The following is a 21,964-nucleotide window of genomic DNA, read 5'->3' as shown; positions in this document are numbered from 1 at the left end:
TTTAGCATTATAAATGAGTAATTTTAAAAAGAATTAAGTAAATTTTTGTTAACTGTTGTTAGCCCTTTCAAAATTTTCATCTCCACTCATAGCAGGTGGCAATACATTATATTTGAACCGTGCTTTTCCCACATTGAGAATCGTGACAAAATAAACTAATAATGCTGAAACTGTGATGATACTTGCACCTAATAACATTTTTTTACTTTCATTTATCTTTATTTTCAGTGAATATTATAACTAAACCTCTTTATCGGCGGTTATATTAAAATATGTTTCAAGTTTTCAATATCAAAATGTTAAGATTGCTATGGGGTATTAAGTTTTTGTAACAAAAGATACAGTTTTTCTTTTTTTTGCTATTATGGAAATAGATAAAAGTAAATAATAATTAATTAATTTAAAAAAGGGGTATAAAAAAATGATGAATATTGCTCGTAAAAATCAAATGAGTGCTAATGCAGGACAAGCCTATAAAGACAGTTTACGCAAAAATTTAGAGCATCGTTTAGAAGTTGCCAGAAGTCAAGGGGATCAAAAATTAATCGAACAGTTGGAAAGAGAAGCCGCTTATTTACATTTGAATTAAGTTTTTAACTTGTTTAAAAGATAATGCTTTTTTAGAGTCAGTCAGTGGGGGGAAACCCCTTTTTTTTTTTGATAAAAAACTAAGCAGAAAAACACAAAATACAAATCTTACACTATGGTATAAGTAATTGGACAAAATTAATTTCAGAAGGCAATGAGCTTAATTGTCTATTTTCGATATTCTTACAATAAGAAACACTGTAAATAATTTTGTCTATCTACCTAGTAACTCCAAAACTATTACCTATTACCTATTACCTATTATCTATTATCTATTACTTCTCTTCATCAAAATACTTTTTCAGCACCCCGTAATTAATTGCCCACAGACTTATATTCATATCTTCATCATTTTATGTTGCACTCAGATTTTTCCAACATAGGGAAATGTTATCGCAAAAAAACAAAATTTCCATAACTGCAAAACTAGCTATTATGATTAGAACAATATTAAAAAAGTTTAAATATCAAGAATTAAATGCCTACAACTATAACTTCTGATCAAGTTAATCAAATTGTTCATAACTTACATCATGATCCTTTTGAAATACTTGGTTGTCATCTTCTTTCAGAAACCAATAATCAAAAACTATGGGTAGTAAGAGCATATTTACCGAAAGCGACTAGCGCTTCTGTGGTGATTCCTGATAGCCGTCAAGAGTATGAAATGCGATCGAACCATCACCCTAATTTTTTCGAGTGCGAAATCGAAGCGGAAGAATTAAATAGTTATCAACTGCGCGTCAAAGAAGGAGATCACGAAAAAGTCATTTATGATCCCTATCAATTCAAGGAAGGACAGTTAACCGATTTTGATATACACTTGTTTGGCGAAGGAAATCATCATCGTATTTATGAGAAACTAGGTGCTCACGTTATTGAACAAAACGGCGTAAAAGGGGTTTATTTTGCGGTATGGGCGCCCAATGCAAGAAACGTATCAGTATTAGGGGATTTCAACTGTTGGGATGGACGAGAGCATCAAATGCGCAAACGCCAAAACATGATTTGGGAACTCTTTATTCCCGATCTTAACTATGGCACTCATTATAAATATGAAATCAAAAATTGGGAAGGGCATATTTACGAAAAATCTGATCCCTTTGGATTTTATCAAGAAGTACGCCCCAAAACCGCTTCGATCGTCGCTGATTTAGACTCTTATCAATGGAATGATCAAGAATGGCTCGAAAAAAGACGAAATACCGATCCCCTCACTCAGCCTGTTTCTGTGTATGAAATGCACTTAGGCTCATGGTTGCACACTTCGATCGAAGAACCTGTAAAACAATATGGTAAAACTGCCGAAATCGTACCCGTATCCGAATTAAAATCATCAGCCCGATTTTTAAACTACTATGAATTTGCCGAAAAATTAATTCCCTACGTCAAAGAATTAGGTTATACCCACATTGAATTATTACCCGTAGCGGAACATCCTTTCGATGGCTCATGGGGTTATCAAGTAACAGGTTATTACGCCGCCACCTCTCGCTACGGCAGTCCTGAAGATTTAATGTACTTTATCGATAAATGTCACCAAGAAGGTATTGGAGTTATCGTGGACTGGGTACCCGGACATTTTCCTAAAGACGGTCATGGTTTAGCCTTCTTTGATGGTACACATTTATTTGAACATGAAGATCCTCGCAAGGGTGAACACAAGGGTTGGGGAACGTTAGTATTTAATTATGGGCGTAACGAAGTTCGTAACTTTTTGGTAGCAAATGCTTTATTTTGGTTCGATAAATACCATATTGACGGTATTAGAGTTGATGCCGTTGCCTCTATGCTTTATTTAGATTACGATCGAGAAGATGGAGAATGGGTGACAAACCAATACGGCGGTAGAGAAAACATCGAAGCAGTGGAATTTTTGCGCCAAGTCAATGGTACTATCTTTAATTACTTCCCCGGTATCCTTTCGATCGCCGAAGAATCGACCTCATGGGCAATGGTATCTCGCCCCCCTTATATGGGCGGTTTAGGCTTCAACATGAAATGGAATATGGGCTGGATGCACGATATGCTCGATTACTTTAGCATGGATCCTTGGTTTCGCCAATTCCATCAAAATAGTATCACCTTTAGTATGTGGTATCATCACAGTGAAAACTATATGTTAGCTTTATCCCACGATGAAATCGTACACGGTAAGAGCAACATGATTGGCAAAATGCCGGGGGATGAATGGCAAAAATTTGCTAATATGCGTACTCTTTTCAGTTATATGTTTGCTCATCCGGGTAAGAAAACGATGTTTATGAGCATGGAATTTGGACAATGGAGTGAGTGGAATGTCTGGACAGACTTAGAATGGCATTTATTACAATACGAAAAACATCAACAACTCAAAAAATTCTTTGCTGACATCAACACCCTTTATAAAAATGAATCAGCCTTATACGAATTAGATTTTGAGGAAGAAGGTTTCCAATGGATTGACTGTAGCGATAATCGTCATAGTGTCGTTGCCTTTTTACGTCGTGGCAAAAACGGTGAATTTATCGTCATTGTTTGTAACTTTACTCCTCAACCCCATAGTCATTATCGTATTGGCGTTCCCCAAGAAGGATTCTATAGCGAAATCTTTAACAGCGATTCTCGTGATTACGGTGGTAGCAATATGGGGAATTTAGGCGGTAAATGGACAGAAAAATGGTTCTTCCATAACTATCCTGATTCTCTTGATTTGTGCTTACCTCCCCTTGGTGTTTTGATGTTAAAACTTGATTCAAAAACCACTAATTCGATCGACTCCCACAGCTAAAAAGTAGGGTGGGCATAGCCCACCACAGCTCATCTAAAAATTTTTTCAAAAAACCCTTGCCAATCATCAAAAAATTAGTTATATTATATAAGTGACGAAAGTCAGGCAGGATAGCTCAGTTGGTAGAGCAGAGGACTGAAAATCCTCGTGTCGGCGGTTCAATTCCGCCTCCCGCCATAACCAATTGATAAGCATTTCAACTTTTTCATCTAAAAATTGGTGGATTCATAAATATACTAAACAACCAAAATTTAAGAAGAAAGGACATCAGGATAGCTTCTATAATGCCTCTTTCAAAAAGAGTTTATGAGTGTGAAAATTGCGGTTAAGGGATTGTTGAGTAAAAAAGGATAAAATTAAGTAAAGATTTGGGAGTTTGTGGTACGATCGATGGCTGGAGGGATAATTATTGCTTTGCTTTTAGCGTTTGCTCGTTATCTTTTTTTTTCCTAATGTAACTTTATGATTTGTTTTTATTAAAAGAAAAATACCCCGATTTAATGGTAGTTTGATTCATTTTACTATCATAATCTAATAAGTACTCCAGTGCGATCGATTCTTTTTCTCGTAAAAAATTTACCTCTGCTTCTCCGATTTCTGTATCTGTAGAAAGTAATATCACTTGGTGCGATGCTGTGGGAAAATATCGATCGATTAAATTATGACGATGGGATGAGTCTAAACGTCCCAATGGAGTATCAATAGCCACAGGAAGATTCTTCTCAGATACCCTTGCTAATCCCCATAATAAAGCAATGGCAAGAAGTTGTTTTTCTCCAGCAGAAAGACGATTTTTAGGTAACAATAAACCGTTATTATCATATAAACTTAAAGCAAAACTTTCCGTAGAAATAACCACTTTTCCCACAAAATTAGACTTATGAAGTAGATAACGAAAACAGTTAGTAACTTCTGACTCTAATTTGTTTAATTTTCTGAGGGTTAATTTTTGTTGAAATAAACTCAAAGTTTGTTTAATTTTTGGCATTAATTCGGCGATATGTTTAGCCTGTTTTTGTTGAATATTATCTTCTCCATAATGACTTAATTTTTTTCTTACCTCATTGATTTTTTTCTCCACTGCCGTTAAGGTTTGTTTGATAGTGTGACAATTACTTTTTATTTGAACTAAAATTTTTTCTTCTTGTTTATATTTATTTTCTAATTGTTTATATTCTTGAGGAGAGTTAACGATTAACATTTTTTGCTCAAGGGTAATTAATTGTTTTTCTAACTGAGTTAATTTCACAATATTTTCCTTGACTTGATTTTGTTGAAAAGGCAGTAAATCATTAAGAATATGATTTAACTTTGGTAAGGTTATTTCATCGGCATCTAAATAAATCTTTTCTCCTTCTAATTGTTGACTTAAAAATCGATTTTCTTTCTCTAAAAAATTGGCAATTTGCTCATACTTATTTCCTTTTATCTCTAAAGTGTTGAGAAAATCTAACAATTTTTCATCTTTTTCTTGCCATAAACCTTGAGCATTTTTGATTTGAGTTAACTTAGATTCTTTTTCAATTTGTCTAATTAAGTCTATTAATAAATCTGAAATTAAACCTAAAGGAGTAACTTGAGTTGCTAAATGAATTAAACTTTTTTCAATCTCTACTATTTTTTTCTCTACGGACTCTTTTTCAATCCTAAGTTTTTCTTTTTCAGTGGCAATTTTACCTCCTATATCTCTAAGATTGCTAGAGGCTTCGTTATAATTTTTAGTAGCTAATTTTAATTTTTTTTCTTCTTCCGTTAACTCCTGTAATAAAGTATTTTTATTTTTTTCTAAATAAGCTAATTCTGCTTGAATATTCTCTAAGTTTTCTTCCTTTTCTTTGTTGTTATCAATATCTTTTTGTTTGCGACTAATTAAAATATCTAAATCGGTGATTAATTGAGTCGCTAATTCTAAACCTAATAAGGCTTTTATCGCTTTTTTAACATCATTAGTCGGCTCGTCTTGTTCCGCTAATTCTTTAACTTGTTCACCGTCAAATAAGAATAAATTAGATATACCTAAAGGCAAAAAATTTTCGATATATTCTTCCCAATTTTCTGTTAAATTAAGTTCAGGAAAATCTCCCTCAATAATTCCTAAATTATCATTTCCATCTCTTACATTTTTATCCCAATAACGGACTATTTTTAATTCTGTCCATTTTTCATTAACAATATGTTCAAATGTCAATTCTATTCTGGTTTTTTCTCCTAAGTCAATTTTGTTATTAATTGATTGAATTAAATATTCGTTATAACTTATATTATCTCGACTAGAAAAGCTCGATCGTTTGCCATAAAGTGCTAATCTAATAGCATCCATTAAAGTTGTTTTACCGCCTCCATTCATCCCCCCTATAAGTACGATCGGACTTTGATTTTCGGGATTTTCTGGCACTAAATTAATAATATTTTTACCTTTATAGGGACCAAAGTTTTCTAATATTAATTGTTTAAAAGTAATCATTCAAATTTGTATATTCGAGAAAATAAATAGTAGGCAAAAGGCAAGAAGCAAAAGGCAAGAAGCAACAGGCAAGATGCCTGTTTTACGGTAGCAAAATCATAAATTTTATCTCGAATTGAGATTACATCACCATCAATGATTGGCGGATAAAAAGATGTCATGGTATTTTCCTAGGGCAATTAAAGGGAAGTAATGACGATATAAATGATAGTTGATATAAAAATGCGCTGGAAAGCCTGTGCCTGTAAATTCTTTTTCTTCCCATGTGCCTTCATTTGTTTGTTGACTCAAAAGATATTCGATGCCCTTTTTAATACTATTTTCTGGTAAAAATTCGATCGAACTTCCCCCGTCTAATAAACCAATTAAAGCCCAAGCCGTTTGAGAAGCGGTGGATTTACCCTTACCTTTCAAAGCAGGATTTTTATAACTTTCGCAGGTTTCACCCCAACCACCATCGGAATTTTGACAACTAACTAACCAATTAATTCCTTTTTGGATAACATTTTTTTCGACTTTGGGCGCAATTACTGCTAAAGCCGATAAAACGCCTGATGTGCCGTAAATATAGTTTACACCCCAACGACCAAACCAGCTACCATCTTCCTCCTGTTGACGAATCAGATAACCAATAGCATTTTGCACTCTACTGGCACTCATAGGCAAGTCACAGCTTCCCACCGATTCTAATACTCTAGCAGTAATGTCCGCAGTAGCAGGATCAATCATGGCTTTTAAGTCAGCATAGGGGAGGTAATTTAACCAATTGGCATCATTATTAATATCAAATGCCGCCCAACCGTGATTATGACATTGCATCGACTCAACCCACCGTAAACAACGCAAAATCGCTTCCCGTTTCAGGTTTTCATCGGGTAACTGCAATTGATGTAAAGTCATCATTACCACACAGGAATCATCCATATCGGGATAAAAACGGTTTTCGTATTCAAACGCCCAACCTCCGGGTTTGCCATGAGGATTCTTAACCACCCAATCTCCATAATCAAAGATTTGTTTATCTAGTAGCCACTCTCCTCCCTTGACTAAATTGGGGTGATTTGGTGCAACTCCAGACTCTACGAGGGCGCGTAAACTCCAAGTTGTATCCCACACAGGAGAAACACAGGCTTGTACAAAATAATCATCATGGGTTTCTATGGCAAAATTTTCTACGGCTTGTAAACCTCGTGCTACCATAGGATCGTTAACGTGGTATCGTAAGGCTTTAAAGGCTAAAAGGGAGTTAAGCATAGCAGGAATAATACCTCCCCAATCCCCTGTTATTTCTTCTCTTTCGATAATCCATTTTTCAGCGACACGGATACTTTCATCTTTGAAGGGTACAAGATTCCAGTCTTCTGCTAGTTTAAATAGGTTGTCTAATTGTCCAAATATATCAGTCCAATCGCCATTACGGGGCATTTCGTAGATAACGTTTTCGATGCCTTCGCTGTATAACTCGTTTAATTTAATTCTCGGCTCGATGGCAAAAACGGGCTTTCGATCGAATACAATTAATAAGGGTACAGTGCTACTTCTTGCCCAACTAGACATTTCATAGATAGTAAAGAAGGGATTATTAGGCAATAACATAATCCAAGGTGGAATAGAAGGCACACCACGCCAATCATAACAACCGATTAAAGCAAGGTGAAACTTAGTGAAAATACGACTTTTGCTGATACCGCCTTTACTGAGAATAAATTTTTTTGCCCTTTCCAATGCACCATCATCGACACTAACTCCCAGTAATCTTAATGCCATGTAGGCTTCTACCGAAGTGCTTAAATCTCCGCCATCACCATAGTATAACTCCCAACCGCCATGACTACACTGTTTCGATCGAAGATAATGCTCAATTTTATGTAAAGGTTTTTGATTATCGATACCCCAAATTTTATAAAGCAAGACAGCTTCGGCGGTAATAGTAACATTAGACTCTAAATAGGCGCACCAATGACCATCATCTTGTTGTAGAGAGAAAAGATAATCTTGGGCTTTTTTAATCGCTGTTTCTGTGGTTAACCTGTCAATAGTAGAATTATTTGCAGTCATGGAACTAGAATTAAAGAATTATTTTATAATTTACCTAATTTTATCAACATTTGAGATCGATCGAACCTAGGTAGTTATTACTTCTTTCCTTTAAATGTATCCTAACCAATGAATGATTTTGCTTTAAAAATACCCTTATTAATTTCCCTTGGTGCGATATTAGGGGCATTAAGCCGTTATTATTTAACAATATATTTTGCTGACTATAGTAAACATTTTCCCTTTGGCACATTTTTTATTAATATTTCTGGTTGTTTTTTCATCGGTATTTTTGCCTTTCTGGTGCAAGAATCGATCGTATCTTCTCCATTTCAGTTATTATTTGTAACAGGATTTTTAGGCTCTTATACAACCTTTTCTACTTATATTCTCGAAAGTTCTAAATTGTGGAAAAATAGTCAAAAAAATCATAGTCTATTATATGGCATTGGCAGTGTTTTTATAGGAATTTTAGCTTTAGAAATAGGAATTAATTTAACTAAATTTATCTTCAAGTATATTTAATATTAAATAACTAAAAAATATAAAGTAGGGTGGGCAATGCCCACCACCAAATATAATTAATCTAAAATATAGGGTTTTTAAAAATTATGGTTCTTCTACTTTGAGTATGATAAATTATTAGAAAAAAATATCAATGAATAATAAAAAATTATTATTAACCTCATTAATTTTACTAAAACATCCCTTAATTAGAATACCTATAGCCATAAGTTTAGGCTCAATATTAGGGGCATTAATGCGTTATTATTTAATTCAGAATATCAATGAATGGTTACAGTATAACTTTCCCTTTAGTACCGTTATAATTAATATTTCAGGAGCTTTTTTAATGGGATTTATAGCACATTTTCACTTTAAAATGAATATGATTACCCATGATTTTCGTTATCTATTTATAGTCGGTTTTTTAGGCTCATATACAACTTTTTCTACCTATGAGTTAGAAACAGAAATTCTTTTAGAGAGAGGAAAATTATTACAAACTTCAGTTTATTGGTTAGGCAGTATAATCTTAGGAATTATTAGTTTTGAATTGGGTAACTTTTTAGCAATTAAATTTAGTCAAAAACATTATAAATCATAAATTAAATACTAGGTTATTCTTAAATATAGCAGTCATTTATAAGTTGTGAAAATATCTTATTATAGAAGACAAGAAACAACATTTATGGTATCTTTGATATTTGTTTGCTAGTAATTTATTTCTCATAAATAATTTCTGATTGCTATATATAATAACTTCTCTCATAATAATAAATAAAATGAGAATATATGTGCATATTTTTTCCCTTTCTCTTTGTTTCTCTTTGCGACTTTGCGAGAGAAAAATAAATACTATGGTATAAAAGATTAAATATCACTAATTTTTTCAAAATACTTAGTTAAAGAATCTTGCCAATAGGTAGGAATAAAGTCTAAATCTTGACTAATTTTTCTGGTATTTAAGACAGAATAAGCAGGACGTTTTGCGGGGGTTGGATATTCGGATGTGGAAATAGGCAATATCTCTTTGACTGTTAAATCGTAGCCTAATTTTCGAGCTAACTTAATAATATTTACGGCAAAATCATACCAACTGCAAACTCCTAAATTAGTAAAATGATAAGTTTTTTGACTGTTTTTTTCATTCGATAATTGACTGATTAATTTATTAATCACTAAAGCTATATCTTCGGCATAAGTAGGGCATCCAATTTGATCTATTACTACTTTTATTTCCTCTCTTTCTTTAGCTAATCTCATCATAGTTTTCAGAAAATTTCCCTTACCATAAACTCCATAAACCCATGCCGTTCTTAAAATAATATAATTATCAGTATTTTGCTTAATATTTTCTTCTCCTGCTAGTTTACTTTTACCATAAACTCCTAATGGATTAGTTAAATCTGTCTCTAAATAAGGAGTATTTGCTTTGCCATCAAAAACATAATCAGTGGAAATATGAATTAATTTTGCTTTAATTTTAGCACTTTCTTGAGCCATTATTTGAGGCACGATCGAGTTTATCTGATAAGCTAAATTTAACTCTGATTCGGCTTTATCAACGGCAGTATAAGCAGAAGAATTAACAATAATATCTGGTTTAATCGTGTGGATAGTTTCCCTAAGTTTTTCCTCATTAGTTAAGTCAAGGGAGGTTCGATCGAACTTAATTAAATCTCCTATATGGGGTAAAGTATAAGTTAATTCTGTGCCTACTTGTCCTTGACTACCAAACAATAAAATTTTAGTCATAATTAAGAATAAAAAATCAATTTTTTGTCAATAAATATTTTATAATTCTATCTTATAACTATTAAGGAGGGTAAAAATGTACGTTATCATTGGCGGAGTTGGCATGATGGGGGCAGATTTAGCGAAAACCCTTGTCAAAATGGGGCATACTGTGGCAGTGGTGGATATAGACTCATCAGCTTGTCAATATGCAAGAGAGAAAATTGGAGTTATGGCTTTTGAGGGTAGCGCCGTCAACACCAATATTTTAATCGAAGCAGGTATCCAGAAAGCTAATGCCGTTATTGCTACTTTACAAGAAGATGCCCTTAACCTTGCCTTAGTTACTCTCTGTAAATATTATAATGTACCTCAGATTGTCGTCAGAATGAGCGATCGAGATTTTGCCCAACCTTATCAATTAGCAGGGGCTACCCATATTATTAGTACAACAGAACTAGCCATTAACCGTGTCATCAACGCTATAGAATATCCACAAGTGGAAGCCATGATGCACTTTGAACAAGGAGAAATAGAAGTGCTAAAATTATCCCTACTCAATCATTGTGATATTGTGGGGCGTACGATCGCACAGATAGCTCAAGATTCTAACTTTCCAGCAGGTACACTGATTATCGGTTATCAGAAAAATCCCAACGATAGCCTAAGCATTCCCAACGGTAACACAGTCTTAGAATGTGGCTCAACTATCTTAGCAGTAACCAAACCGAATCAGGTTAAACAATTAATCGATTTTCTCGGACTTTCTTAGCCTGATTACCCTAATTACGGGCAAGATGCCCGTTCTACAGTAGAATTGTAATTTGAAGAACCCTTAATTGTGTTTTTTATTAATTCTGAAACTAATTGTGTTTTTTATTAATTCTGAAAAATAACTAAAACTCTTATTCTATTCACTATTAACTATTAACTATTCATTATTCACGATTTGAGGTAAATTAAATTAATATCCCAAAATTAAGCATTAAGGAAGGAAAGGGTGGAAAAAGGTACTTTAGTTGAATTTAGAGTCAACAACGATCGTCGTTTAGCTGTAGTAGAAAAACCTGAGGGAAAAAAAGATTGGATAGCCATAGATGAAAGAGGAAATCCCCACAAAATTCGTCCTCAGAGAGTAGATTATCAAATTGAAGGACAAAGTTTTAAATACACTGAAATACCCCAGTTTAAGGCAGAAATAGAGCCTTATTTGGATAGTTCCAATTTAGAGATAGCATGGGAGTTATTGGTGGAAGATTCAACAGCCGTTACCCCTTCAGAGTTAGCCTCTTTGATTTTTTCCGATGATTCTCCCGCCGTATGTTACGCAACTCATATTCTGCTGTCGGAGGATAAAATTTATTTTAAGAAAAAAGGGGATATTTATGAACCTCGATCGAGCGCTCAAGTAGAAGAAATCAAGCGTCAAATTGAAATAGAAGCCCAAAGAAAACAGGAAAAAGAAGGATTTATCTTAAAATTACAAAAAGTTTTAGCAGGAGAAACGGTGAAATGGCAAGATAGCGATTCTGTGAAGCTCAATTTTTTAGAAAAATATGCCCTACAACCCGATAATCCTCCGAAACAAGCTCAAGAAATTTTAGAAGCCCTCGATCGACAAAAAAGTGGTGATTCTGCGGTACAATTACTCATAGATTTAAGACTATGGGATAAACACGAAAACATCTTTTTACGCCGTAGTTCGTACCCTAGTTACTTCCCTTTACAAGTATCCGAAATTGCTCATAATATCTTAGAACAAATTAGTACGGGTTCGATCGAAGATAGCAACCATCGACTAGATTTGACTCACCATAAAGTTTATACCATCGATGACGAAACCACCGAAGAAATCGACGACGGCTTAAGTGTGGAAACCCTAGAAGACGGCACTTTAAAGTATTGGATACATATAGCAGACCCTAGCCGTTTAATCAAGCCCGACGACATTTTAGACAAAGAAGCGCGTAAACGCAGTACCAGTTTATACCTACCGACAGGGATGATTCCCATGTTTCCCCCAGAATTGGCTACAGGACCGATGAGTTTGGTTCAAGGTCAAATTTGCCCTGCATTGAGTTTTGGGGTCACTCTAGGGGATGCTGGTGAGGTTATAGACTATGAAATTCACTCTACCCTCATTAAGCCAACCTATCGTTTAACCTATCACGATGTTGATGAGATGTTGCACTTAGATATTCAAGCGGAAAAAGAAGTAAAACAGTTAGCGGAAGCCTCCAAAAAACGATCGCAATGGCGTAAAGAGAATGGTGCGGTGATGATTTCCATGCCAGAAGCTATCATTAAAGTTAAGGATAATGAGGAGGTTTCGATCGAACTACTTGATCCCTCATTTTCTCGCTCCTTAGTAGCAGAGATGATGATTTTAACAGGAGAAGTAGCAGGAAAATTCTGTCAAGAAAACAGTATTCCCGTGGCGTTTCGCAGTCAACCTCAACCCGAATTACCTCCAGAAGAAGAATTAATACTTTTACCCCCTGGTCCTGTAAGATCATGTGCTTTAAGACGTTGTATGCCAAAAAGTGAAACGGGATTATCCGCCGCCCGTCATGCTAGTTTAGGCTTGGAAACCTATACTCAAGTTACCTCTCCCATTCGCCGTTATACGGATTTACTCGCCCATTTTCAAATTAAAGCCTATTTACGAGGGGATGAATTACCTTTCTCACGGGATAGAATGCAAGAGATGATTTTTGAAGTCATGGCAACCTCCTCCGAAGCGGTATTAGTGGAAAGACAAACGAATCGTTATTGGAGTTTACAATATTTACTCAAACATAGTAGCGAAGTTTGGCACGGTTTAGTGTTGCGATGGTTACGGGAAGACGAGAGTTTAGCCTTGATTTTATTGGAAGACTTGGGCTTAGAATTTGCTCATCGTTTCGATCGAGTTGTGAAAATTGGTGAACAGCTTAGATTACAAGTGCATTTCTGTGATCCTCAAAGAGATGAAATTCGATTCAAAGAAGCAATTATCAATTAATAATTAGTTACATTTAATTTGTAGGTTGGGTTAGTGATAGCGTAACCCAACAAAATATCTATAAAATTTCTTGATAAAAGCATGAATAATCAATCACAATTTCAAATTAATTGCCCTTTACCTATTAATAAATATCCTCATATTTTACTGGGTCATGGTAGCGGAGGTAAATTAATGAGACAGTTAATCAATGAGATGTTTTTGTTAACTTTTCCTCCCGAAAATAATATTGAGCATGATTGTGCCGTAGTTAATCTTTCTAGTAAAAAAATTGCTTTTACGACTGATTCTTATGTGGTAAATCCTCTATTTTTCACAGGAGGAGATATTGGTTCAATGGCGGTTTATGGTACAGTAAATGATTTAGCAATGGGGGGAGCAATTCCTCAGTATTTAAGTCTCAGTTTTATCTTAGAAGAAGGTTTAGAAATTAATACTTTATGGCAAATTATTCAATCCATAAAAAAGGCTTCAGAAATTGCCAAAGTAAAAATTATTACGGGGGATACTAAGGTTGTAGAAAAAGGCAAAGGAGATGGTATTTTTATTAATACTTCAGGCATTGGAATTATTAACCATAATTTAGACATAAATCCTACTTCTATAAAACCTAATGATGTCATTTTAATTAGCGGTGATATTGGCAGACATGGCATTGCGATTATGGCAATTAGAGAGGGTTTAGAGTTTGAAACTACCATCGAAAGTGATAGTGAACCTTTAGCCGATACCATTTTAGAGTTATTAAATGCTGGTATTAACATTCATTGTTTAAGGGATTTAACTAGGGGAGGATTAGCTAGTGCCTTGAATGAAATTGCTTTTTCTACTACTTTAGAAATCACCATTAATGATGATGCAATTCATGTGATTGAAGAAGTCAAAGGCGCTTGTGAAATTCTTGGTTTTGATCCTCTTTATGTGGCTAATGAAGGAAGATTTATTATGTTTATTCCTGAACAAGATGTCACTAAAACTTTAGCTATTTTACAGCAAAAAAATGCCTTTGCTAATGTCATTGGACAAGTAAAAAAAACGAGTAATTCGATCGTGGTGATGAACAATAAAATCGGCGGTAAAAGGGTTGTTGATATGCTCAGTGGTGAACAATTACCGCGCATTTGTTAAATAAATAGGGGATGCTGAAAAAGTCTTTTGATGATGATAGGGAAGAGGGAAAAGGGAAAAGGGAAGAGTGAATAAGTTACAAAAATCGAGGTTTTGAGGCTTTGTATTAGCATATGAATACACAGTTATTAGTAATGAAATTTAGTAAAAAATGCTCATTTTTTGAGTAAAAATTGCTAAAACTGCGCACTTTTTTAGTAATGTAGTTTGTCTAAACTCTTGATTTTAATAGACTTCTGATTTATTCAGCAACCCCTAAATAAAGATTCTTTTAAAACTAAATAATAGATGTTTGCAGTAATTGGTTATACAAGGGCTGAAGCCCTTTACTACAAACTAATAGACTTAGATGGGTTTTCGTTTATTAAATTACCATTCCGCCGTCAACGTTGAATACTTGCCCTGTAATATAGTTAGAAGCTCGATCGCACGCCAGAAAACGAATCATCCCTGCTATTTCTTCAGGTTTACCATAACGATTTAAAGGTATAGCTTTTAAAATTTCTTCGGCTTGTAACCCTTGAGTCATATCTGTTTCAATAAATCCGGGCGCAACAGCATTAACGGTGACACCACGACTAGCAAATTCTTTAGCAAGGGTTTTAGTTAACCCGATAACTCCAGCTTTTGCCGCACTGTAGTTAGCTTGTCCGGGATTGCCCATTACTCCTGCTACCGATGAAATATTAATAATTCTACCGCTTTTTTGTTTGAGCATAATTTTACTAGCGGATTTACAACATAAAAACACCCCTGTTAAGTTAAGGTTAATAACTTTTTGCCAGTCTTCCAATTTCATGCGCAATAAAAGGGTATCTCTCGTAATTCCTGCATTGTTGACTAAAACATCAACTCTCCCCCATTTATCCATAGTGGTTTTAAACATGGCTTCCACTGCTTCTAATTCACTCACATCTGCACCAACGGCAATGGCTTCTCCTCCTGCTTCGATGATTTCTTTTACCACTTCATCGGCGGCTTGATTATTACTGGCATAGTTAACCACAACTTTTGCACCTTCGGAAGCTAAAGCTAAGGCGGTGGCTTTTCCGATACCTCTGGATGCACCTGTTACAATAGCTACTTGATCTTTTAATCTTTGAAAATTAGGGGGTAATAGTTCCATCTTATTTAAAATAGTGATATTAATAATAAACTCTGCATGGGTTAGTTTACCTTAAATGTTACCAAGCGTAAACGATATAATCCTCTTCTGAATTGATCAGTAAACTCTATTTAGCCATTCCTAATTCTTCATTCTTCATTCTTCATTCTTCATTTTTCATTCTTTATCTATGTCTAATTCAGCTTATCTTTTAGTGGTACATGGTAGTCGAAACCCTAGTTATCGTCAACAATTAGACGAGTTACAAAATTTAGTTATACAAGGCTTAAATGAATCTTGCCTTTTGACTACGGCTTATTTAGAGTTAGACGATCGAGCTTTATCGGTTAAAATAGTTGAGTTTGCTTTAGAATGCGTCACATACGGGTATAAAACGTTAAAAATCTTTCCCTTATTTTTGTTTTCTGGTACTCACGTTTTAGAGGATATTCCCAGAGAAGTTAGTATTGCTCAACAAAATTGTCCTATCACCCTTGAAGTAATGCCGATTTTGGGGAAAAGTCCAGATTTAATTCCTATGTTAGAGTCTCAATATCAACAATATCAGGATTTCGATCGAGCAGCACCACTTTGTCAGCGAATTTTATTTTGTCACGGCACAAAACTTGAGCAGGGTTATCAAGAATCACGAATTATGGCGGAGAAATTAAGAGCAAATGTAGCTTATTGGGCAATTTCTCCCGATTTATCTACTGTAATGGAAAATATGATTAATGATGGTAGTCAAAATATTGTGATTTTACCCTACTTCTTATTCTCAGGAAAAATTATCGACTCGATCGAGCAAGAAATTAAATTATTACAAACAAAACCCCAGACTAACTTAACTCTACTATCTCCCTTGGCAAGTTCGATCGAATTAGCACAAGTCATCATTAGACATCTCCAGAAATGAAAAATTAAATCAATTTAGATATTGAAATCGTTAAATTAATATAGTTTATCGTCATTTTTAATCTGGTAAAAATAATTATTGGAGAAGTCTATTCAACAGATAATGAATAGTCAGTAGTTTTTAATTCCTAATTCCTAATTCCTAATTAACTCTTGTCAGCTAAAGCCGCAAAAAAACCGGGAGCTTTTGCCCCTTGTGCTACACCATCCTTCTGAGAAATAATCACTCCCGTAACTTGGTTACTCAAAATGGCTATTTTTTTATCGGTTTGTTTATCACAGGTTAACTCAATAACTTGTACATCTTCCCCCTTAATAGCCTTTAAAATACTATCATAAAGAGCTTTTGCCTCCGTTTCCTCTTTTTTCTCTACGGAAATAGGCATGGGAATATATCTAACTAATAAATCGATCGTAAACATATTTTTGTGTGTTAATGTAGGATTACAGAAAATACTTTTGTATATTAAACAATTTTAATATTTTTAAGGTTTTTTTAACAATTTAGTTGTCAAACATTGCAATTTTCCCATAAAATGTTACTATAAGTTAACGTTAAGAAAAGTAAATATTTCTCAGAATAGCCAAAAATATAAAAGGCTACTAAAGAAACTGCTTGAATAACGTTTTTAGTAATCATATTCATTCGGAGTTCGTTTTATGACCATTGCAGTAGGCCGCGCGCCAGAAAGAGGCTGGTTTGATGCCCTCGATGACTGGCTCAAAAGAGACCGTTTTGTGTTCGTAGGTTGGTCTGGTATCCTTTTATTCCCTTGTGCCTATTTGGCTTTGGGCGGTTGGTTAACAGGTACAACTTTTGTTACTTCTTGGTACACTCACGGTTTAGCTAGTTCCTACTTAGAAGGTGCTAACTTCCTAACCGTTGCGGTTTCTTCTCCTGCTGATGTTTTCGGACATTCTTTATTATTCCTTTGGGGACCTGAAGCTCAAGGTAGTTTAACTCGTTGGTTTCAAATCGGTGGTTTATGGCCTTTCGTAGCATTACACGGAGCTTTTGCTTTAATCGGCTTCATGTTACGTCAGTTTGAGATCGCTCGTCTTGTAGGTATTCGTCCTTACAACGCTATCGCTTTCTCTGGTCCCATCGCTGTATTTGTTAGTGTTTTCTTGATGTATCCTTTAGGACAATCTAGCTGGTTCTTTGCTCCTTCCTTCGGAGTAGCGGGAATCTTCCGTTTTATTTTGTTCTTACAAGGTTTCCATAACTGGACTCTCAACCCCTTTCACATGATGGGTGTTGCAGGTATTCTTGGAGGTGCTTTACTCTGTGCTATTCACGGTGCAACGGTAGAAAACACCTTATTCCAAGATGGTGAACAAGCTAACACTTTCCGTGCGTTTGAACCTACCCAAGCAGAAGAAACCTATTCCATGGTAACAGCTAACCGTTTCTGGTCACAAATTTTTGGTATCGCATTCTCTAACAAACGTTGGTTACACTTCTTTATGTTGTTTGTACCCGTGACTGGTTTATGGATGAGTTCGATCGGAATTGTCGGTTTAGCCTTTAACCTCCGTGCCTATGATTTTGTTTCTCAAGAATTGAGAGCTGCTGAAGACCCTGAGTTTGAAACTTTCTATACTAAAAATATCTTATTAAATGAAGGTTTACGCGCATGGATGGCGCCTCAAGATCAACCCCATGAGAAATTTGAATTTCCTGAAGAAGTATTACCTCGTGGTAACGCTCTCTAAACTGAAAGGATAATATCTCATATTAAAGCCCCTAAATAGGGGCTTTTTTGTGTTTAAATTTTTTTGTTCTGTCATATCATCAATTAACCTGATAATTGTCTGACATAGTTTAAGAATATCAAGCAGATAGGATTTGTCTCGATTCATAGATAAGTACAAAATAGATTGTATATTTTAAAAGTAAACATACAATTAATTTTGCCTATCTACTTAACCTTTGCCGTATTGAGTATATTTTGACGGCGTATCCAATTATAACTATCGATAATGTAATGATATAATAATCTTGTTGATTTAATTAAAACAAAAACAAAATATGTCTAATTTACAATTACCTGAAAATGCCACCCTAATTGAGCAAAGATTAAGCAATTTAGAACAAGAATTATCTGAAGTCAAAAATATTTTAAACTCTAATTCTCAAAAATATAACTGGTGGTTAAAAATCGCTGGAACTTTTGAAAATGATCCTACTTTTGATGAAGTTGAAAAACTTGGACAAGAATGGCGGAAATCTGCTGATTAAACAAAATAATTAGGAGCGATTTAATTTTGATTAATTATATATTCGATACCGATCATCTAAGTTTAATTCAAAGAAATAATCAAGAAGGAAAAAATATCCTAAAAAAATTAATGGCTGTTGAAAATCCACGAATAGCGGTGACGATTATAACCTATGAAGAACAGGTTAGAGGAAGACTTTTATTTATCGCAAAAGCCAAAAATACTGAACAACAATTATTAGGCTATCAAGGGTTGCAAAATTTGCTCATTAATTATCAATCCATCATAGTTATTCCATTCAAATATGAAGCAATTATCGAATATCAAAAACTTAGAAAAAAATATCCCCGTTTAGGGAGTATGGATTTAAAAATTGCCTCAATAACTATTACTAATAATGCTATCTTATTAACTAGGAATAATCAAGATTTTACTAAAATTACAGAATTAAAGATAGAAGATTGGTCATTTTAACTAACAGAATCAATATTACTTTAATAACAAGATTTTAGCGGAGGAGATTTCATTGAGTACTAAATAAAAATTAAATTTTAACTAATTTGTTTATTATCAAGCAAAAATAGAAATTGGTTATGACAACAATACCAACTCTTTTGTTAGGGCTTATTAGACTCGATCGAACTATCTTTAAATGATAAAATAATATAGGGGCTGAATGTGAAATTCAACCCCCTGAAACTAACAATCTTTTTTGGAGAAGCCTATTTAAGATAATAATTTCTTTCAGCTTCTAATTGGCTAACTAATGCAGTTTGTCCTTTTGCTTTAGCAACTTCTAAACGGCGTTCTAAAGTTTCTAATAAAGCGTTTCTATGAGCTTGTCTTGCGTTTTCTACTGTTTTTTGATTAATCATATATTTTCACCTATAACTTAAATAAATAACTAAATAATCGATCGAAATGGGGGAGATTTCTAGTAAAAATTTTCAGAACTAAACTTCTACTAAAAACACCCTGAAGAGTAATTATTCAAGACCAACTTGTTTAGCGGATCTTTCTAACATACTAGCTTGACGGTTTTGTTTACGTTGACGGGTATCAACCATTAATAAACGTGCTTGTTGACTGATAGAACCGATATTGTTGTTTTGTTTAGCGTTCATAATGTCGCCTCCTCTAATTTTCGATGGGTTTAGATTCGAGGCGCGTTCCTTCAGAAGATGAACTTCTTACTTCCGTCTGTGTCAACAGATGAACGATTTATCCTTACTCTTTTAATATAACAAAAAAGTATCAGATTTGACAACTCTTTTTTTGAAAAAATGGTAAATCACCTAATTAATCTTCAAATAAATTATTCAAACCCTTTTGAGTAAAGAATTTCAGCTATTGTTAAGAATGTTTAACAAAAAAATTTTGAAGACTAAGGAGATTGCTTCCTACCTCGCAATGACACAGAGAAATTTTTTCAAGACTAAGGAGATTACTTCGTGCCTCGTAATGACAAAATTAATATAAGGCTTTGAGATTGCTTCGTGCCTCGCAATGACAAAATTAATATAGGGTTTTGAGATTGCTTCGTGTCTCGCAATGACATAATTAATATAATATGGTTAGGTTATTATTGCGTGAATCTATAGAACAAATATGAAGCAAAATGAATCATCCTATGACGTTATTATTATTGGTGGAGGCTTAACTGGTTCGGCTTTAGCCTATGAATTAGTTAAACAAAATTTTGATGTTTTATTGTTAGAAAAAGATACTATTTTTAACAACGCCACTGTTTATAGTTATGGTGGTATTGCCTATTGGTGTGGTACTGATAATTTAACAAATCAATTATGTAATGAAGGGATTAATATTTATCGTCAATTAAGTGCAGAATTGGATGCGGATATTGAGTTTAGAGAAATTGATTTATTGTTTTCGATCGATCCGACTCAAAACCCTGAAGAAATTTATAATAATTATCAATGTTTTCATATCAAACCAGAATTATTAGATTCATCGACAACAGTGGAATTAGAACCTTTAATTAATAAGGATTTTGTTAAAGGATCACTAAAATTTCCTCAAGGTCATGTTAACCCAGAAAAACTAATTTTAGCCTATCAAAAAGCCTTCTTAAAGTTAGGGGGAAAAATAGCTCAAGATTTAGTAATTTCTATTGATAAAAAACAGGATAAAGTTCAAGGAATTAAGACTAAAAATAATGATTATTTAGCAGAAAAAGTAATTGTTTGTGCAGGGGGTTTTTCCCGTCAAATTTTACTAAATTTAGGTATTAATTTACCTATCTATTTTAGTCATGCCCAATTAATAAAAACTCCTCCTTCAGACATCAAATTAAGAACTTTGGTGATGCCTGCAACCACAAAACGCCTTGATACTGAAAAACAGTTAGATTCTGATATTTGGCAGGATTCTAATGATATACTACGGGGAGATGTTTTAGAAGCAGGGGCAACGCAGTTTTTAGACGGTAGTTTTTGTTTAGGTCAAATCAGTCAAATTATCACTAATATCGATGTTAAAATTGATGCTATAGCTAGTGAGAGAAGGATTCGCAGTTCGATCGAGCAAGTTTTACCCGTGTTATCTCAGTTACAAGGTACATGGCATAATTGTCAAGTTGCCTTTACTCAGGGAATGCCCTTTCAGGTAAGAAAAATTGAGCAAATCGAAGGATTATCGATATTTTCGGGGTTTACGAGTCCTTTTGTTTTTGTACCGCCTCTAGCAAGACATTTTGCCCACTATTTAGCTCATAATGAAGATGATGTTATTAAACAATGCTGTAGTGTGCTTTAATTTTACTTTATACCAACAATTAAGTTTTGATTATGTTGAAAAAAACTTTTGATGTCAATTTATTACAAGATAGTTTGTCAGAGTTATTATCAGCTATTCACAATCAGGTAGAGGTTACTTTAACCCATGATGGTGTACCTTTGGCTAAAGTTTTACCTTTTCCATCTAATGAGGAAAAAGTAACTGGAGAGAATAAGTTATTAAAGCCTCGCACTGCTGGTGGTTGGGAAGGACAAATTTGGATGGCGGACGATTTTGACGATGAGTCTTCCGAAATTAATGCTATGTTTTATGGAGAAGATGAATGAAGTTTTTGTTAGATACTCATATTCTCTTATGGTGGTTAGGAGATGAACCAAAATTATCATCTCAAATAAGGGCAGTTATTTGTCACCCTAAAAATACAATCTTTGTTAGTGCGGCGACGGTGTGGGAAATGTCAATAAAAAAGTCTTTGGGTAAGCTGTCTGTGCCTAATAATTTATTAGAAAAGCTGAAAGATAATAATTTTATAGTTTTAGATATTACAGCAGAGCATGGATTAAAAGTAACAGATTTACCATTGCACCACAAAGATCCTTTTGACAGAATGTTAATTGCTCAAGCTATGATTGAGGGCTTAATCATTATTACTCTTGATACGAAGTTTCCTGTCTATGATACACCTTTACTCACTGACTAATCCTTTAATTTTTTTCCATATTGATTTTATGATGA

General features: G+C 34.2%; 22 protein-coding genes, 1 tRNA gene and 1 riboswitch. Of the genes, 15 read left to right on the top strand and 8 right to left on the bottom strand.

Annotated elements, in window-relative coordinates; genetic code table 11:
- Positions 1 to 48: 48 nt before the first annotated feature.
- On the bottom strand, positions 49 to 198 hold the full coding sequence (locus ACN4EE_RS10860; protein ID WP_431706465.1) for a hypothetical protein: 150 nt from the start codon (positions 196 to 198) through the stop codon (positions 49 to 51).
- 250 nt (positions 199 to 448) lie between these two features.
- On the opposite strand from ACN4EE_RS10860, the gene pirA (ACN4EE_RS10855) reads away from it, so the two are divergent.
- From pirA (ACN4EE_RS10855) to ACN4EE_RS10845, 3 genes are all read left to right on the top strand, one after another.
- Positions 449 to 589 carry an arginine synthesis PII-interacting regulator PirA gene (gene pirA / locus ACN4EE_RS10855; protein WP_431706467.1) on the top strand — a complete coding sequence of 47 codons (141 nt, stop codon included), beginning with the start codon at positions 449 to 451 and terminating at the stop codon, positions 587 to 589.
- Between the two features lie 477 nt (positions 590 to 1,066).
- The gene (gene glgB, locus ACN4EE_RS10850) at positions 1,067 to 3,358 is read left to right on the top strand and encodes a 1,4-alpha-glucan branching enzyme (RefSeq protein ID WP_431706464.1); all 2,292 of its coding nucleotides are present in this window, start codon (positions 1,067 to 1,069) and stop codon (positions 3,356 to 3,358) included.
- A gap of 104 nt (positions 3,359 to 3,462) precedes the next feature.
- A tRNA-Phe gene (locus ACN4EE_RS10845) sits at positions 3,463 to 3,535 on the top strand.
- A 283-nt stretch (positions 3,536 to 3,818) separates the two neighbouring features.
- On the opposite strand, the gene dndD is transcribed toward ACN4EE_RS10845, so the two are convergent.
- Both dndD and shc read right to left on the bottom strand, forming a co-directional pair.
- A complete protein-coding gene (dndD, locus tag ACN4EE_RS10840; protein ID WP_431706463.1) occupies positions 3,819 to 5,822 on the bottom strand; it encodes a DNA sulfur modification protein DndD in 2,004 nt (667 codons plus the stop codon).
- A 132-nt stretch (positions 5,823 to 5,954) separates the two neighbouring features.
- The gene (shc, locus tag ACN4EE_RS10835) at positions 5,955 to 7,880 is read right to left on the bottom strand and encodes a squalene--hopene cyclase (protein ID WP_431706462.1); all 1,926 of its coding nucleotides are present in this window, start codon (positions 7,878 to 7,880) and stop codon (positions 5,955 to 5,957) included.
- A gap of 108 nt (positions 7,881 to 7,988) precedes the next feature.
- On the opposite strand from shc, the gene crcB (ACN4EE_RS10830) reads away from it, so the two are divergent.
- Complete coding sequence (gene crcB / locus ACN4EE_RS10830) at positions 7,989 to 8,384, top strand: fluoride efflux transporter CrcB (protein WP_431706461.1); 396 nt, start codon at positions 7,989 to 7,991, stop codon at positions 8,382 to 8,384.
- Positions 8,385 to 8,517: 133 nt separating this feature from the next.
- Positions 8,518 to 8,967 carry a fluoride efflux transporter CrcB gene (gene crcB / locus ACN4EE_RS10825; protein WP_431706460.1) on the top strand — a complete coding sequence of 150 codons (450 nt, stop codon included), beginning with the start codon at positions 8,518 to 8,520 and terminating at the stop codon, positions 8,965 to 8,967.
- 266 nt (positions 8,968 to 9,233) lie between these two features.
- Here crcB (ACN4EE_RS10825) and rfbD read toward each other — a convergent pair whose 3' ends face one another.
- On the bottom strand, positions 9,234 to 10,118 hold the full coding sequence (rfbD, locus tag ACN4EE_RS10820; RefSeq protein WP_431706459.1) for a dTDP-4-dehydrorhamnose reductase: 885 nt from the start codon (positions 10,116 to 10,118) through the stop codon (positions 9,234 to 9,236).
- A gap of 76 nt (positions 10,119 to 10,194) precedes the next feature.
- On the opposite strand from rfbD, the gene ACN4EE_RS10815 reads away from it, so the two are divergent.
- From ACN4EE_RS10815 to hypE, 3 genes are all read left to right on the top strand, one after another.
- Positions 10,195 to 10,869, top strand: coding sequence for a potassium channel family protein (locus tag ACN4EE_RS10815; protein ID WP_431706458.1), 675 nt, complete (start codon positions 10,195 to 10,197; stop codon positions 10,867 to 10,869).
- Positions 10,870 to 11,097: 228 nt separating this feature from the next.
- Positions 11,098 to 13,101: a ribonuclease catalytic domain-containing protein gene (locus ACN4EE_RS10810; RefSeq protein WP_431706457.1), complete on the top strand. Its 2,004-nt coding sequence runs from the start codon at positions 11,098 to 11,100 to the stop codon at positions 13,099 to 13,101.
- Positions 13,102 to 13,182: 81 nt separating this feature from the next.
- Positions 13,183 to 14,229, top strand: coding sequence for a hydrogenase expression/formation protein HypE (hypE, locus tag ACN4EE_RS10805; RefSeq protein WP_431706456.1), 1,047 nt, complete (start codon positions 13,183 to 13,185; stop codon positions 14,227 to 14,229).
- 364 nt (positions 14,230 to 14,593) lie between these two features.
- On the opposite strand, the gene fabG is transcribed toward hypE, so the two are convergent.
- Positions 14,594 to 15,355 (bottom strand): 3-oxoacyl-[acyl-carrier-protein] reductase, encoded by a 762-nt coding sequence (gene fabG, locus ACN4EE_RS10800; protein WP_431706455.1) that lies wholly within the window; start codon positions 15,353 to 15,355, stop codon positions 14,594 to 14,596.
- A 169-nt stretch (positions 15,356 to 15,524) separates the two neighbouring features.
- Between fabG and ACN4EE_RS10795 the strand changes: the two genes are divergently transcribed.
- A complete protein-coding gene (locus ACN4EE_RS10795; RefSeq protein WP_431706454.1) occupies positions 15,525 to 16,250 on the top strand; it encodes a sirohydrochlorin chelatase in 726 nt (241 codons plus the stop codon).
- 145 nt (positions 16,251 to 16,395) lie between these two features.
- On the opposite strand, the gene ACN4EE_RS10790 is transcribed toward ACN4EE_RS10795, so the two are convergent.
- Positions 16,396 to 16,671 carry a hypothetical protein gene (locus ACN4EE_RS10790; protein ID WP_431706453.1) on the bottom strand — a complete coding sequence of 92 codons (276 nt, stop codon included), beginning with the start codon at positions 16,669 to 16,671 and terminating at the stop codon, positions 16,396 to 16,398.
- A 238-nt stretch (positions 16,672 to 16,909) separates the two neighbouring features.
- Between ACN4EE_RS10790 and psbD the strand changes: the two genes are divergently transcribed.
- The 3 genes from psbD (at position 16,910) to ACN4EE_RS10775 (ending at position 18,946) form a co-directional block, all read left to right on the top strand.
- A complete protein-coding gene (gene psbD / locus ACN4EE_RS10785) occupies positions 16,910 to 17,965 on the top strand; it encodes a photosystem II D2 protein (photosystem q(a) protein) (protein WP_431706452.1) in 1,056 nt (351 codons plus the stop codon).
- Between the two features lie 316 nt (positions 17,966 to 18,281).
- Complete coding sequence (locus tag ACN4EE_RS10780; protein WP_431706451.1) at positions 18,282 to 18,491, top strand: hypothetical protein; 210 nt, start codon at positions 18,282 to 18,284, stop codon at positions 18,489 to 18,491.
- Between the two features lie 26 nt (positions 18,492 to 18,517).
- On the top strand, positions 18,518 to 18,946 hold the full coding sequence (locus ACN4EE_RS10775; RefSeq protein WP_431706450.1) for a type II toxin-antitoxin system VapC family toxin: 429 nt from the start codon (positions 18,518 to 18,520) through the stop codon (positions 18,944 to 18,946).
- 248 nt (positions 18,947 to 19,194) lie between these two features.
- On the opposite strand, the gene pirA (ACN4EE_RS10770) is transcribed toward ACN4EE_RS10775, so the two are convergent.
- Both pirA (ACN4EE_RS10770) and ACN4EE_RS10765 read right to left on the bottom strand, forming a co-directional pair.
- Positions 19,195 to 19,347, bottom strand: coding sequence for an arginine synthesis PII-interacting regulator PirA (gene pirA / locus ACN4EE_RS10770; RefSeq protein WP_431706449.1), 153 nt, complete (start codon positions 19,345 to 19,347; stop codon positions 19,195 to 19,197).
- A gap of 111 nt (positions 19,348 to 19,458) precedes the next feature.
- Positions 19,459 to 19,596 (bottom strand): hypothetical protein, encoded by a 138-nt coding sequence (locus ACN4EE_RS10765; protein ID WP_431706448.1) that lies wholly within the window; start codon positions 19,594 to 19,596, stop codon positions 19,459 to 19,461.
- A gap of 39 nt (positions 19,597 to 19,635) precedes the next feature.
- Positions 19,636 to 19,693: riboswitch (Glutamine riboswitch) on the bottom strand.
- Between the two features lie 387 nt (positions 19,694 to 20,080).
- On the opposite strand from ACN4EE_RS10765, the gene ACN4EE_RS10760 reads away from it, so the two are divergent.
- From ACN4EE_RS10760 to ACN4EE_RS10750, 3 genes are read left to right on the top strand one after another with little or no spacing between them, the layout of a single operon-like run.
- A complete protein-coding gene (locus ACN4EE_RS10760) occupies positions 20,081 to 21,247 on the top strand; it encodes an NAD(P)/FAD-dependent oxidoreductase (protein ID WP_431706447.1) in 1,167 nt (388 codons plus the stop codon).
- A gap of 32 nt (positions 21,248 to 21,279) precedes the next feature.
- The gene (locus ACN4EE_RS10755; RefSeq protein ID WP_431706446.1) at positions 21,280 to 21,555 is read left to right on the top strand and encodes a type II toxin-antitoxin system Phd/YefM family antitoxin; all 276 of its coding nucleotides are present in this window, start codon (positions 21,280 to 21,282) and stop codon (positions 21,553 to 21,555) included.
- A complete protein-coding gene (locus ACN4EE_RS10750) occupies positions 21,552 to 21,929 on the top strand; it encodes a type II toxin-antitoxin system VapC family toxin (protein ID WP_431706445.1) in 378 nt (125 codons plus the stop codon). The genes ACN4EE_RS10755 and ACN4EE_RS10750 overlap by 4 nt, the downstream gene beginning before the upstream one ends.
- Positions 21,930 to 21,964: the final 35 nt, after the last annotated feature.

This window comes from Geminocystis sp. CENA526, assembly GCF_050753365.1.
In the GTDB taxonomy this organism is placed as follows: Bacteria; Cyanobacteriota; Cyanobacteriia; order Cyanobacteriales; family Cyanobacteriaceae; genus Geminocystis.
The sequence above is the reverse complement of the archived record's forward strand: the minus strand, read 5'-3'. Positions and strand labels throughout refer to the sequence as shown.